This is a genomic window from Reyranella massiliensis 521, assembly GCF_000312425.1.
Classification (GTDB): domain Bacteria; phylum Pseudomonadota; class Alphaproteobacteria; order Reyranellales; family Reyranellaceae; genus Reyranella; species Reyranella massiliensis.
Genome location: NZ_HE997181.1, coordinates 3,273,685 through 3,287,040 on the forward strand (window position 1 = coordinate 3,273,685; position 13,356 = coordinate 3,287,040).

A 13,356-nucleotide genomic window follows, 5' to 3' on the forward strand; every position below is an offset into this window, starting at 1 on the left:
GCATGTCCGATCCCCTCGTTCATCCCGTCTCGCGCCAGATCGTCGTGCGCGAGGACTGGCTGCGGCAGACGCAGGAGCCGATCCTCGAACCGGCGCTGCCGATCGTCGATCCACATCACCATCTCTGGGCCAAGGACCATGGCGACTATCTGCTGCCGGACCTTCTGAAGGACACCGGCAGCGGCCACGACATTCGCGGCACGATCTTCGTCCAGTGCGGCGAGATGTATCGTGCGAGCGGACCAGACGACGAGAAGTCCCTGGGCGAGACCGAGTTCGTCGCCGGCGTTGCGGCGATGAGCGCGAGCGGCCGCTACGGTCCGACGCGCGCCTGTGCCGGCATCATCGGCATGGTCGACCTGACCCTGGGCGACCGCGTCACGCCGCTGCTCGAAGCGCACACCGCGGCCGCCGGCGGCCGGTTCTGCGGCATCCGCAACCGCACCGCCTGGCATTCCTCGCCCGAGGTGACGTCCAACCTCGTGACGCCGCCGCCAGGCCCGCTCGAACACCCGGCCTTCGCCGACGGCGCGAAGCGGCTCGCCGCGTTCGGATTGCCGCTGGACGTCTGGGCCTATCACACGCAGTTGCCGCATGTGGTGGCGCTCGCGCGGGCGGTGCCGGAGCTGACGGTCGTGGTCGATCATGTCGGCGGCCCGCTGGGCATCGGCCCCTTCACCGGCAAGCAGGCCGAGGTCTTCCCCGACTGGAAGCGGCGCATGCAGGAACTGGCGGCGTTGCCGAACGTCGTCGTGAAGGTCGGCGGCCTCACCATGTATGTCAGCGGCTTCGACTTCCATCGCCGGCCCAGGCCGCCGGGTTCGGAAGAACTGGCGAAGACCTGGCGGCCCTATGTCGAGACCTGTATCGAGGCCTTCGGCCCCAGCCGCTGCATGTTCGAGAGCAACTTCCCGGTCGACAAGGGCATGTGCAGCTACCCGGTTCTGTGGAACGCGCTGAAACGTCTCGCCGCCGGCGCCGGCGCCGACGAGAAGACCGCGCTGTTCAGCGGCACTGCGATGCGCGTCTACAAGCTCGGCCGTCTGCCCGCTTCCCTTGCGATCGATCTTTCGTCACCTTGAGGGCATGAAAATCGTCCGCATGCTGGCGTTCGCCGTCCTGGGCGCCCTGGTGTCGGCGGTGTCCGGCGTCATAGGCAGCAGCTGGGCCCAGGCCGGCCGCCAGCCCGTCGACTGGTCCGCCGTCTCGCTCGATTCGATCGGCGGCGGACCGCTGCCGACCGGGAATTACAAGGGTCAGGTGGTCCTGCTGGTGAACACGGCGTCGCTCTGCGGCTTCACCGGCCAGTATCGCGGTCTCGAAGCGCTGTGGCGCAAGTACAAGGACAAGGGCCTGGTCGTGTTGGGCGTGCCGTCCAACGACTTCGGCGGCCAGGAGCCCGGCTCCAAGGAAGAGATCAAGCGCTTCTGCGAAGCCACCTTCGACGTCACCTTCCCGCTGGCCGACAAGCAGTCGGTCATCGGCCCCGACGCCCATCCGCTCTATCGCTGGGCCGCGGCGCAGACGGGGCCGCTCGGCACGCCGAGCTGGAACTTCCACAAGATCCTGATCGGACGCGACGGCCGGGTGATCGACTGGTTCACCGCCATGAGCGGAGTCGGCCCGAAGCTCGACACCGCCATCGAGGCCGCCCTTGCCCGCCAATGAGACCGCGATGCTGCATAGCCGCGCTGCTGTTCGTCCTCACCACAGCCGCTGCGTTCGCGCAGCCTGACGACGCGATCTCCGCCACCGACGAACTTGTCGGCTACTGCCTCGGCGCCAACACCGAACTGGTCGAACGCTTCCGCAAGATGCAGCTCTGGGGCTGCGGCAAGGCGGCGTCGATGGCCTGGTGCCGCGAGGCCAAGAAGAGCGCGCCCGAAGCCATGCGCTATCGCGAGCGGCTGGTGATGCGCTTCGCCCGGGTTCTGTCCGAGAAAGGCCTGCTCGACGTCGAACAGCCGACGGCTGCGCGCAAGAAGCTGAAACAGTTCATCGCCGACGGCACGAAGGATGCGGAACTCTGTTTCAACGAAAAAGGCGACAGGGACGAAACCGCCTGCGACCGGCTACAACGCTGCATCGAAGCCGAGAAGTTGACAAGGACACCGGGAATAGCGTCGGAGTGAGGACGGGAAGATGAGCAAGTCGAATTGGCGGGACCGCGCGGGCACCACGTTCACCTGCGAGAAGCAGCCGGCGCACGGCAGCAACGGCATGGTGGTCTCCAACCATCCGCTGGCTTCCGCCGCCGGCATGGAAATGCTGGCCGCCGGCGGCAACGCCGTCGATGCCGCGGTCGCCACCCAGTTCGCGCTCACCGTGGTCGAGCCGATGATGGTCGGCCTCGTCGGTGGCACGACCTGTCATATCCGCCTCGCCGACGGCAGCCATCGCATCCTCGACGGCATGAGCGCCGTGCCGAAGTCCGGCCGGCCCGACATGTACAAGCCGGTGCCCGGCGCCGCGCCCGAGGTCTACGACGTCGAAGGCCAGGAGAACCTCGTCGGCCCGAAGTCGGTCGCCACCCCCGGCTCGCTGCGCACCTGGTGCCAGGCGCTGGAGCGCTTCGGCACCATGTCGCTGGCCGACGTGATGCAGCCCGCGATCCGCCATGCCGCGCGCGGCTTCGCCGTCACGCCCTACCTCTCCGATTGCATCCAGAGCGCGGCCCCCGACCTCGCCAGGGACAAGCCGGCGGCCGCGCTACTGCTTGCCGACGGCGCACCGCTGAAGCCCGGCACGCGGCTGGTCCAGGGCGACTATGCCGAGGCGCTGACGCTCGTCTCCCAGCAGGGCGAGAAGGCGCTGCATGGCGGCGCGCTGGGCGACCGGCTGGTCGAGTGCATGGAGAAGACCGGCGGCTTCGTCGCCCGCGCCGACCTCACCGACTACAAGGTGACGGAGCGTGCACCGATCCGCGGCCAGTATCGCGGCTGGGAAGTCCTCGGTCCGCCGCCGCCCGCGGCCTCCGGCGTGCACATCACGCAGATGCTGAACATCCTCGAAGGCTACGACATCGCGAGCCTGGGCTTCGGCACTGTCGACACGCTGCACCTGCTGGCCGAAGTGCTGAAGATCGCCTTCGCCGACCGCGCCGAGGCGAGCGGCGATCCGGACTTCGTGAAGGTCCCCGTCGAGCGCATCGTCGCCAAGGCCTATGCCGACGCCCGCCGCTCCGCCCTCGACCTCGCGCGCGCCACCGCCTGGACGGGCGGCCTCGCGGCGGCGGAAGGCGCCGACACCACGCACCTCACCGTCGCCGACGGTAAGGGCAACGTCGTCTGCACCACGCAGACCATCAACAGCCTGTTCGGCGCGCGCTTCATCGTGCCCGGCACCGGCATGATCCCCAACAACTACATGAACAACTTCGACCCGCGGCCGGGCAACGCGCTCTCCATCGCGCCGGGCAAGCGGGTCACGACCTCGATGTCGCCGGTGATGGCCACCAAGGACGGCAAGGTGCGCTATGCACTGGGCCTGCCCGGCGGCCGCAAGATCTTCCCCTCCGCACTGCAGGCGCTGATCAACCTGATCGACCACGGCATGACCCTGCAGGAAGCCGTCGAAGCGCCGCGCATCTGGACCGAAGGCCCCGTGCTGGAGGTCGAGCACGGCATCCCCGACTCCGTCCGCAAGGGCCTCGAAGCGCGCGGCCACAAGCTCACGATCATGCCGACCGTCGCCGGCGGCATGAACGCGATCCAGTTCCACGACGACGGCAGCATGACCGGCGCCGCCTGCTGGCGCGCGGATGGCGTGGCGGCGGCGCTGGGTGGTGGCTTGGCGCGCGCGGGCGTGAGGTTTGAGTTGCCAAGGTGAAAGCTCTCGATGAGGTCAATTCAGAACAGAGCGTTTCTGTAGCCTGGGGAGACCTGACCAAAACCTAGTCGATCGTTAACCTCCATGAGACGCGTTAACACCTCCAGATCCGTCGCTCTCTCACGAAGGCCATATGCAGCTAGAACTGCATCATCCAACGCTTTTCGCGGGGGGCTCGACATAAATTGATATGGCGACACTTTTCTGCGACGGAGGCGCTCTGAAGCAGCAGAGGGAAGTGCCTCCAACTCGCGAGCCAATCTCGACATCGATCGATCACCGCCCTCTAACAAAAGATAGGGCCGATATTGCCGCGATCCTTCCACAACAAAAGGTGGAACAATCGGGAAGGTCTCCAATGATCGCCGCAGAGGAAAGCTTGCTCCGATTCGATAATCCCCTGTGGCTCGAAGCCAAACATAGAAAACTCTTGATTGCAGCAAGCTCCGAACTGCGGCCTCAGTTCCGTCAATATAGTACACACTTGACAGGGGTACTTGATCTTCAGAAAGCTCCATCAGTTGCAACGGCAATATGCCGTTTGCAAACGCAAACCGGGTTGCACCTGGCGGAGGTCGTTGCCATGCAGACTCACCTCTCAAGGGGCGTAAGAGATCAGCGCCAAAATCGATTCCCACCGAAGGTAGCTCTTTGATCATTCGTGGAACTACTACCGGGGGATCTGTCTCATCCTCTAAGCTCGGGACCAAATACTTAGGGATCCCATTCATTCTTTGAAAGCTAGTTAGATCAACTGAACTCCGATCCCTTGGGTCAAGTAAGATCAAATCGGCCTTCGCGATCCCACGCGAGAAGAGATTCTGATTCTCAGGCAGTCGCCTTATTCGCGGCAGCTTCAGCTCAAATGGGATACCCCCTCCGCGATAACTTACCTGCCCTGAAAGTATGTCCAGAATTGCATTCGCATCCGTATACCTGACTACTTGCCAACCTTCCGCACTGGCAGCTGTAAGCGCTGACAGCTTGGGCGTCTCGGCCGTTACTACTATCTGCTGCTTTAGCTCACCCGAGTTCAACTCAAACCCACTAGCGAACTTTGGGAAATCGAGCTTAGATAAAATGTCTTGAGGCACTCTCAAGTTTGCAATGATGGCAGGCCGGAATTGTCGATCATGTGAAAAGATCGGCAAAGCAAAAGTCTTGATTACGTATTCAGAGAAGTCTGCAAAATCTGCCCTTCGCTGACGAACTTCAACATAACCTCGCAGTGACCGCTTCTTGAGATGTGACTTCACATCGAAGGAAGACGAAAACAAGATCGAACGAGAATGCCTTCTGTCCGAGCCCCAAGTATTCTCGGAAGCTAGATCCAACCGGTTCTCTGTTGGCATCTTGTTCTGTGCCTCCAGCCCAAAGGCAAGGACTACTAAGACGTCTCGCTTTCGACTTCTCAGAAATCTTGTAAGCTGATTCTTGCCCTTGCACAGTAACGCTGCGCCAACAACTAGCTCCGCCATACGAGTATGCGCGTTGCCGCGATGGCCGCGATGACGGAGCGGCGACCTAACGAGAGCAGTATCGACTATCGCATCGTAAGTTCGCTTCACGGCACCAGGCCTTGAATTGAAGCGTTCCAGTCCATCTATCGGCCGATCTGATGGTAAGATAGGTGCCAGTAAAACGACGCATTCGCTCGCTAACGAGAAGTGCGCGACAGAGCCTGTTTGCTCAAGAGACCAAACAGCTTCCAAGAGGTCCCCTTCTTCGCCGACGAAAATCGCCACGCCATATCTCGTAACATCTATCGGGACCTCTTGGGGTTCGACTAAATGTATGACACCACGCTCACTCGGATCACGACGCCCAATAACCACGTCATATTGAGCTTCTGCATCATCTACATTAGTGTCGTTAGGTTCCCAGCCCGGATACCAATCGGGTGACCGAAAGTACTTCGCCATCCGTTCGGCTGAACGGCCACAAAGAACAATCAAGATGTCCGCAGCTCGGCGCTTCTTATCTGCTCCTTGTGCATTATCAATTTCTTCCAACTGTTCGCCAAGCACTTCGGCTCCGAGAAAAGTATCAAGATTTTCGTCGGCTAGGCCATCGTCAATCTCCGAATGAATATCAATTGAGAGCGCGTGCGCTATCCTGCGTGCTTCAGCTAGAATCTCATCAGCAAGATCTGCTGCTTTGATTTTTTCCCTAAGTGCTTCCGGTATTTGGACGCCACAGGTTGTTTCATCAGTGTCAACTACGTTGATCTCACGCGTGCTGCTCGTCGGTGCCGGCAACCTGCCGTCGAAAATTGCTCGCAGCACTGAGCGAACGACAATTGGGCGGATTAGAAGATTGCGACGCCACTGACGAGCTCGAGCATCATCAAGCCGATTGCTCACAAACTCGAAAGCGCTTTTGGCAACTGATGTTGCCGAGGTATCGGCACCGAAAAGCGACAAATCGAGCAACGATAAGGGCGCCTCAGCCTCTATCGCTGATTGTTGGGACTTTAAACTATCCCATAACTCCGAAGGATATCCGACAAATGCGTCGCCCCGCCAAAGAAAGACATCACACCACGGGCCGCCAATGCGGATCTGTCTCACTTGGTCGGTAGGCAGCAGCTTTACATCAGTCGCGCGATAGACCTGGAAGCCAGTTATGATTCCAGAATGATCAGTCGGGACTGAACATTCAGCGGTATACCATGAATTGGAATTTTCGCTGCTCGCGAAACACGGCAGTGCAAATCCTGTTTCCTGAAAGGCCACGTAACCGCTTAAGTAGAGTTCCTGAGGGGAGAATTCCTCGACCATCACAGGAACCCTTTAGCTTGAAAATAATCCAGTGCGATTCGCGAGATCTCTTCGAAGTATTCATCGGGAGCGGAATTCGGCTGCCAATCATACATTTCCCAGGCCACTCCAGTCGCCGACAGCTTTGCAATGAGGTGCTCGTGCTTCGCCGTCCCGCTCTCGAGTAACTGCTTGGGAAGAATTGCCAACACAGCATTTCCTTTCAATTGAACATGCTGATCATAAGCAACCTCTATCGCCGACGCCCTTTTGTCTGGTCGATTACTACCACCAGAGGTAGCAAGCTCGGTTATTGTCAAATAACTCCGAGCAGCGCTTTCCCATATCTCGAGCTTTTGCTTAAGCCCTTGCTGAACTTCTGCTTTGAAGTAAGCGTCAACGGAGCCAAATGCCCATCCAACCAGTTTGGCTGCCGATGCGAGACTTGGAGATAGTTCATAATCTTCAAGCTTTACATATGGATCAGGCCGATCGCCGAAAATTCCAGCGAATGCTCCGCCAGTATCAAAGGGATAAACGTGATAAGGCGTAACCAAGTTTTGGGGGTTAACAATGAACACAAAGGGAAACCGATTTATTTGGTCTGACTTCGCATCGGCTTCACTTACTCGATAAGCTGGCCTGAGCAAAAAGAAGTAGAGCAGGTCCTTCTTAAAGACCTTGCAACGTCTCGTTTCGAGTTGCCCGACGTCGATTATTTCTCGCGCAGCACCTACCGCTGTTACATGCACTAATGGTAGTTCCAAGGGGATGGAGACCTGAGCATTTTCCTTGCCTCTGATTTCGCGCTTGGCTGCCCCGGTAGTGCGCCGCTTTATGCCATTCATGTCTATCCCACCTCCCACCCGACTACTATACGGTGCATCTCCTCTCAATCAATGCACCCCATGGTCGAGCGCTGATCCGAGAGCAATGACTGCGCCCAACCATACCAACGCGACTTTCAATGGCCTTCAAGAAGGGTCGATATGCGGATAGCGTCAGGGCAGCGCTTACTAGCAACTTGCAAGACGTCGACGACGAATATCGTCCCTCACCCCTCCGCTAACTTCGCAGCCAGCCGATTATGCGTCGCCACGACCGGCGCCATGTCCATCGTCACAATCTCGCCGTCCTTCACCACCACGCGGCCGTTGATCACCGTCGTACGGGCGGGCTGCGGCGCGCAGAAGAGGACGGCGGCGACGGGATCGTGGAGCGCGCCGGCATAGCCGATCGTGTTCAGGTCGAGCGTGAAGAAGTCGGCGCACTTGCCGGGTTCGAGCGAGCCGATGTCGGAGCGGCCGAGCACGCTGGCGCCGCCCAGAGTCGCGAGTTCCAGCGCCTCGCGCGCCGTCATCCATTCCTTGGCGCGCACGGGATGTGACTGCGAGAGGTGCATGTACTTGCGCGGCCCCTCGGGCGGCAGCAGCCCGAGCCGCAGCCGCGCCAGCAGCATGGCCTGGCGCGCCTCCATCAGGATGTTGGAGGAGTCGTTGCTGGCCGAGCCGTCGACGCCGAGGCCGACCTTCACGCCGGCCGCCATGTACTTCTTGATCGGCGCGATGCCGGAGCCGAGGCGCATGTTCGAGCACGGGCAATGGGCCGCGCCGCAGCCGGTCGCCGCGAACTTCTTGATCTCGTCGTCGTCGACATGGATGGCGTGCGCGAACCACACGTCCTCGCCCAGCCAGCCGAGCGACTCCATCCAGTCGACGGGGCGCAACTGGAAGCGCTCCAAGGTGTAGCGCTCCTCGTCGAGGGTTTCGCAGAGATGGGTGTGGAGCTTCACCTTGTAGTGCCGCGCCAGCTTCGCCGTCTCGGTGAGCAGCGAGGTCGTGACGGAGAACGGCGAGCATGGCGCCAGCACGATCTGGGTCATCGAGCCGATGCCGGCGTCGTGATACTTCTCGATGACCCTCTGGCTGTCCTTCAGGATGAAGGGCTCCTCCTCCACGCAATCGTCCGGTGGCAGCCCGCCCTTGGATTGGCCGAGCGACATCGACCCGCGGCTGGCATGGAAGCGCACGCCGATGTCGCGTGCGGCCTCGATCTGGCAATCGACGTTGTTGCCGTTCTTGAAGACGTAGGAATGGTCGAAGACCGTGGTGCAGCCGGAGAGCGCCAGCTCGGCGAGGCCGACCAGGGTGCTGGCGCGCGAGGCTTCCGGCGTCGTCCGCGCCCAGACGCGATAGAGCGCCTTGAGCCAGGGGAAGAGGTTGTTGTCCTGCGCGCCGGGGAAGTTACGGGTGAGCGTCTGGTTGAGGTGATGGTGGGTGTTGACGAAGCCCGGCAGGCAGATCTGGCCGGTGAGGTCGATCACCGTGTCGGCGGTGGCCGGCAGCTCCTCGTTGGGGCCGACCTGCTTCAGGACGCCGTCCACGGCATAGAGCCCGGCGTTCTTCAGCTCCCGGCGCCCGCCGTCCATGGTGACGAGGACGGACGCATTCCTTGCCAGCAGCGTCGCCATTTTTCGCCGATCCCACCCCGTTCCAACCCGGGCCAGAATAGGCAATGCAATCGATTGCACCAGCGGAGAATGCCCCGCCCAGGTCACAGCGGTGCCACTGGGCCAATCCGGTTCGCCTCGGATACGCTGTCGCGGCAACAAACCGTGCGTGGAGGGCAGAATGGCCAAGCTGCAAATGGGGCGACGCGCCATAGCGGCCGTGATCGCGACGGCGGCCGCGGCGGCGGCCCCCCTGCTCGGCGCCCGCGCCCAGAGCCAGGCCCCGCGAGAGCAGGATCGCAGTCGCCCGCCGGCGGAGGGCGGCCGCGACCGCAGCGGACTCATATGGGCCCGCAACGAAACCGAATTCGCCCAGGCGCTTCAGAGCGGCGCGGACGACAGGTACGTTCCCATGTTCGATCCGCGCACCCAGGTCACGCTGACCAAGACCGTCACCGTGCGCCAGAGGAACAACGACGGAAGCCCCTGGGGCGCCAACGGGAACTTCGCCCGGGTCGACTGGGGCGGTCCCGCCGATGCCGACATGATCGTCTATCGGGGCGTGAAGGGGGTGCAGAACCGCGGGTTGTTCCTCGAGAAGTTTTCTCTTTCCGGCAACGGATACAAAGGCGCCCCCTGCGGCGCCTGCCTGAAGCTCTATGCACCGGACGGCGACGAGGGCGCGCTCTACAAGTTCACCTTGCGCGACATCTACACCTCCTACGGGACCTACGGCATCGTGCTGCAGGGCGCGGTGTTCGAGGGCATGTGCGAGAACGTCCATGGCGAGAACCACCGCAAGGACGGCATGCTCATGCAGCACACCAACATGCGTCGGGACAATCGCGGCATCGTTTCCAACGTCCAGCTGATCCACCCGAACATGAGTCGCAACATGGGGGCGGGCGTGCGATCCGTCTATTCCTGCAATGCGGCCTTCGGTTCGTTCATTCTCAATGCCGAGGGCGGCATCGTCGCGCCGGACGGGCTGCGGGTCGGCTTTGCCAACAACGGGGAGAACACGGGCGAAGCCGTCTATGTCGTGCCGAGCAACGGCTACGGGTCCAACATCCTCTACAGCGAAGGCTCGACGGACGGCTCCACCCATGCCCGCGAGTTCGTCGACGGCCAATGGAAGAGCGTCGGCAAGCCGCAACTGTACCTGCTGTCCCGGGGCGACGGCGTCAACGAGACTGGCAATCATATCGCGACCTACGGCAATGCCGTCGGCAATCGCGGCATTCGAACCGTCAAGTAGAGCGGCTGCTTTCCCAGCCGCAGAGCGGGAGCGGCCCAGGACAGGATTTGGTCGCCGCGGCGCGGCCGCGCTATCGTCGGCAGGCTTCGATCCTTCAGGAAACGCCCGCTCGCCATGACCCAAGACGCCCAAAAAGACAGCAGCACCTACTGGAAGAAATCGCGCGTCGAGTTGCGCGCTGCCGGCTTCGATCCGGACCGCACGGCCAAGACGACGGCGGTGGTCACCATCGCCAGCGCCTGGACGAACGCGCATCGCTGCAACAACCGGGTGCGCGGCATCGCCGACCTGCTGGTCGAGCTGCTGGCGGAGCGCGGCGGACAGGGGCTGGTCGTGGGCGCGCCGGCGGTGTCCGATGCCTTGACCCAGGGAACGCCGACGGCGGGCTACAGCCTCGTCTCGCGCGACGTCGTCGCGGACTGTTTCGAGATCGGCCACTACGCCCATCACGGCGACGCGATGATCGTCATTTCCGGCTGCGACAAGACCGGCGCGGCCGCGCTGATGCCGCTGGCCCGCACCAATGCGTTCGGGCTCGTCCTTTATCCCGGCACCAGCTCGCCGGGCAAGGTGAGCTTCGAGCCGTGGGCGGCCAAGGGAACCAACCTCACCATCATGGACTATGCCGAGGGCCGCGCGGCGCAGGAGGCGGGCCGCATCTCGGCCGCCGAGCTGGTCGAGCTGGAGCGCAACGTCATGCCGGGCAGCGGCACCTGCGGGGCGATGTTCACGGCCAATACGATGAGCACGACCGCCGAGGCCATCGGCATGATGCTGCCGCGCGGCGCCTCGCATCCCGCCGACTACGACGCGGCCAGCGACATCCATGCCGACGTGCGGGCACAGGCGCGCGCCTCGGTCGAAGCGCTCTACCGGCTGATGGAGGCCGGCATCCGCCCGCGCGACATCATGACCCTGCGCGCCTTCGAGAACGCCATCACGACGGTCTATGCGATGGGCGGATCGACCAACATGTATCTCCACCTGCTCGCCATCGCGCGGGCGGCCGAGGTGCCGCTCACCATCGAGCGCATCCAGGAGATCGGCGAGCGGGTGCCGCTGATCAGCAACCTGCAGCCGCACGGCCCCTATGCGATGACGAGCCTGCACGCCATCGGCGGCGTGCCCGTCGTGATGAAGGAACTGCTGCGCGCCGGCCTGCTGCATGGCGACGTGATGACCGTCACCGGCAGGACTCTGGCGGAGAATCTGGCCGCAACGCCGACCTTGGAAGAGATCGGCAAGCAGGACATCGTCCGTCCGGTCGGCCAGCCGGTCGCGCCGGCCAACAACCATATCAGCGTGCTCCGCGGCAACATCGCGCCGGAAAGCTGCGTGCTGAAGCTCTCGGGCAAGACTCTGGAGAAAGGCGAGTTCCGCGGCACGGCGCGCGTGTTCGACTCCGAGGCCGACACCATGAAGGCGATCCGCGCCGGCGAGATCAAGCCGGGGACCGTGATCGTGGTCCGCAATGTCGGCCCCGTGGGAGGGCCGGGCATGCCGGAGATGGTGATGCTCACCATCCAGCTCCAGGGCCGCGGGCTGGGCGAGGACGTGGCGCTGATCACCGACGGCCGCTTTTCCGGCGTGAGCCACGGCATCCTGATCGGCCATATCTCGCCCGAAGCTGCGCGCGGCGGGCCGATTGCGGCGGTACGCGACGGCGATACGATCGTGATCGATCCCGGCCAGCGGACCCTGAACGTCGACCTGTCGGATGCCGAGATCGCCAAGCGCATGGCCGAGTGGCGCGCGCCTGATCCGGCGGGCCGGCTGAGGCCGGGCTCGGTGCACGACAAGTACGTCCGGCTGGTCTCGTCGGCGCATTACGGCTGCGTGGTGTGAGGGAGGACGAGATGGACACGATTGCGACGACAACCCTCAGCGCCGCCGATCACGCGCGCTTGATGGCCGAGTACAGCCGCGCCGGCGAAGCCCGCGCCCGGGCGCTCGGCAATCGCGGACCGATCCGCTTCGGCGCCGACGGCAAGATCGACCCGGCGATTCTCGACGCCTACTGGACGCACGGCTTCTACGTGCTCGAAGGCGCAGTCGGCCCCGAGGAGCTGGCGGAGCTGCGCGCCGATGTCGAAGCCGTGCTGGCGCGCGCCCCGGCCGAGCCCGGCTCGACCCTGGACCGCAGCGGCCGACCGGCGCTGGGCGACGGTCTCATCACCCCGCCCTATCGCCTGGCCAAGCCTCTGAGCGACCCGCTCGGCGGAACGACGAAGAACAACGGCCGGCACCCCATCGCCATGCACCAGCCGACACTGGGCGAAGACAGCCCCGCCTGGACCGTGGAACTGCTCAACGGCAACCTGCACCTGATGGATGCCTGCCTGAGGCTCTACGGCCATCCCGGCCTGCTGGCCGTCGCCGCTGCCGTCAACGGCGACGATTTCGTGCCCTACAACGAGGTGACCTTCGTCAAGGAAGCAGGCCTCGGCCCGTCGGTCGCCTGGCACCAGGACGGCACGACCCACTGGGACGCTGCCGACTGGGACCCCGGCGCGCACGGCTTCAACTTCATGACCCAGCTCTATCCCAGCACGGCCGGCAACTGCGTCTGGGTGCTGCCGGGCAGCCACAAGCTCGGCAAGGTGGACATCAAGACGCTGGCTGCCGAAAGCGGCTCGGACCGGCTGGACGGCGCCGTGCCCTTGCTGAGCGGTGCCGGCGACACGATCGTCACCAACCGCCAGCTCCTGCATGGGTCGTTCGCGAACGCCTCGCCCGACCGGCGCATCACGCTCAATGCGGGCTTCTTCCCGCGGCGGCGCGTGCTGGGCGTGACGACGCGCCGGCTCAGCGGCCTGGTCGAGACCTATACCGAGGAGCGCATCGCCGAACGCTCCCGGATCATCCAGCTCGCCATCGACGCCCGGCGGCAGCGCTTTCCGCAAGAGCGTCCTTATATCTACCGCCCTCTGGAGGGCCAGGAAGACCGGAACCGCTGGAGCGAGGCGGCCCGCGAGACGCTGCTGAAGAACTACAATCAGCTCGACATGTTCATATAGCCGGGACAGGGGCGAAGTAGGCCCTTGTCCGCCCCGCCCCCTGTC

The 13,356-nt window shown here is 63.2% G+C and carries 10 protein-coding genes; 7 read left to right on the top strand and 3 right to left on the bottom strand.

Annotated features, from left to right (window positions below; translation table 11 throughout):
* The first annotated feature begins 2 nt into the window (after positions 1-2).
* Genes BN60_RS16000 through ggt form a run of 4 tightly spaced genes read left to right on the top strand, consistent with a single transcriptional unit; the run spans position 3 to position 3,828 of the window.
* Complete coding sequence (locus BN60_RS16000) at positions 3-1,082, top strand: amidohydrolase family protein (RefSeq protein ID WP_020697106.1); 1,080 nt, start codon at positions 3-5, stop codon at positions 1,080-1,082.
* A gap of 4 nt (positions 1,083-1,086) precedes the next feature.
* Positions 1,087-1,668 (top strand): glutathione peroxidase, encoded by a 582-nt coding sequence (locus BN60_RS16005; protein ID WP_020697107.1) that lies wholly within the window; start codon positions 1,087-1,089, stop codon positions 1,666-1,668.
* Positions 1,665-2,132 carry a hypothetical protein gene (locus BN60_RS16010; protein ID WP_020697108.1) on the top strand — a complete coding sequence of 156 codons (468 nt, stop codon included), beginning with the start codon at positions 1,665-1,667 and terminating at the stop codon, positions 2,130-2,132. The genes BN60_RS16005 and BN60_RS16010 overlap by 4 nt, the downstream gene beginning before the upstream one ends.
* 10 nt (positions 2,133-2,142) lie before the next feature.
* Positions 2,143-3,828 (top strand): gamma-glutamyltransferase, encoded by a 1,686-nt coding sequence (gene ggt, locus BN60_RS16015; RefSeq protein ID WP_020697109.1) that lies wholly within the window; start codon positions 2,143-2,145, stop codon positions 3,826-3,828.
* A gap of 20 nt (positions 3,829-3,848) precedes the next feature.
* Here the strand turns inward: ggt and BN60_RS30435 are convergent, their stop codons facing one another.
* The 3 genes from BN60_RS30435 to BN60_RS16025 form a co-directional block, all read right to left on the bottom strand.
* On the bottom strand, positions 3,849-6,608 hold the full coding sequence (locus BN60_RS30435) for a hypothetical protein (protein WP_148283438.1): 2,760 nt from the start codon (positions 6,606-6,608) through the stop codon (positions 3,849-3,851).
* Entirely contained in the window at positions 6,608-7,435 is an 828-nt protein-coding gene (locus BN60_RS30440) for a hypothetical protein (RefSeq protein ID WP_148283439.1), read from the bottom strand. Before BN60_RS30440 ends, BN60_RS30435 begins: the two co-directional genes overlap by 1 nt.
* 206 nt (positions 7,436-7,641) lie before the next feature.
* Positions 7,642-9,057, bottom strand: coding sequence for an 8-oxoguanine deaminase (locus BN60_RS16025; RefSeq protein ID WP_020697111.1), 1,416 nt, complete (start codon positions 9,055-9,057; stop codon positions 7,642-7,644).
* Positions 9,058-9,217: 160 nt separating this feature from the next.
* On the opposite strand from BN60_RS16025, the gene BN60_RS16030 reads away from it, so the two are divergent.
* From BN60_RS16030 to BN60_RS16040, 3 genes are all read left to right on the top strand, one after another.
* Complete coding sequence (locus BN60_RS16030; protein WP_020697112.1) at positions 9,218-10,294, top strand: hypothetical protein; 1,077 nt, start codon at positions 9,218-9,220, stop codon at positions 10,292-10,294.
* Between the two features lie 114 nt (positions 10,295-10,408).
* Complete coding sequence (gene ilvD / locus BN60_RS16035) at positions 10,409-12,139, top strand: dihydroxy-acid dehydratase (protein WP_020697113.1); 1,731 nt, start codon at positions 10,409-10,411, stop codon at positions 12,137-12,139.
* A gap of 11 nt (positions 12,140-12,150) precedes the next feature.
* Complete coding sequence (locus tag BN60_RS16040) at positions 12,151-13,311, top strand: phytanoyl-CoA dioxygenase family protein (protein ID WP_020697114.1); 1,161 nt, start codon at positions 12,151-12,153, stop codon at positions 13,309-13,311.
* Positions 13,312-13,356 lie beyond the last annotated feature (45 nt).

What these genes read in the sequence shown, in the direction of transcription:
- BN60_RS16000 (WP_020697106.1), top strand. Translation starts at nt 3, where the DNA reads ATGTCCGATCCCCTCGTTCATCCCGTCTCGCGCCAGATCGTCGTGCGC.
- BN60_RS16005 (WP_020697107.1), top strand. Translation starts at nt 1,087, where the DNA reads ATGAAAATCGTCCGCATGCTGGCGTTCGCCGTCCTGGGCGCCCTGGTG.
- BN60_RS16010 (WP_020697108.1), top strand. Translation starts at nt 1,665, where the DNA reads ATGAGACCGCGATGCTGCATAGCCGCGCTGCTGTTCGTCCTCACCACA.
- ggt (WP_020697109.1), top strand. Translation starts at nt 2,143, where the DNA reads ATGAGCAAGTCGAATTGGCGGGACCGCGCGGGCACCACGTTCACCTGC.
- BN60_RS30435 (WP_148283438.1), bottom strand. Translation starts at nt 6,608, where the DNA reads ATGGTCGAGGAATTCTCCCCTCAGGAACTCTACTTAAGCGGTTACGTG.
- BN60_RS30440 (WP_148283439.1), bottom strand. Translation starts at nt 7,435, where the DNA reads ATGAATGGCATAAAGCGGCGCACTACCGGGGCAGCCAAGCGCGAAATC.
- BN60_RS16025 (WP_020697111.1), bottom strand. Translation starts at nt 9,057, where the DNA reads ATGGCGACGCTGCTGGCAAGGAATGCGTCCGTCCTCGTCACCATGGAC.
- BN60_RS16030 (WP_020697112.1), top strand. Translation starts at nt 9,218, where the DNA reads ATGGCCAAGCTGCAAATGGGGCGACGCGCCATAGCGGCCGTGATCGCG.
- ilvD (WP_020697113.1), top strand. Translation starts at nt 10,409, where the DNA reads ATGACCCAAGACGCCCAAAAAGACAGCAGCACCTACTGGAAGAAATCG.
- BN60_RS16040 (WP_020697114.1), top strand. Translation starts at nt 12,151, where the DNA reads ATGGACACGATTGCGACGACAACCCTCAGCGCCGCCGATCACGCGCGC.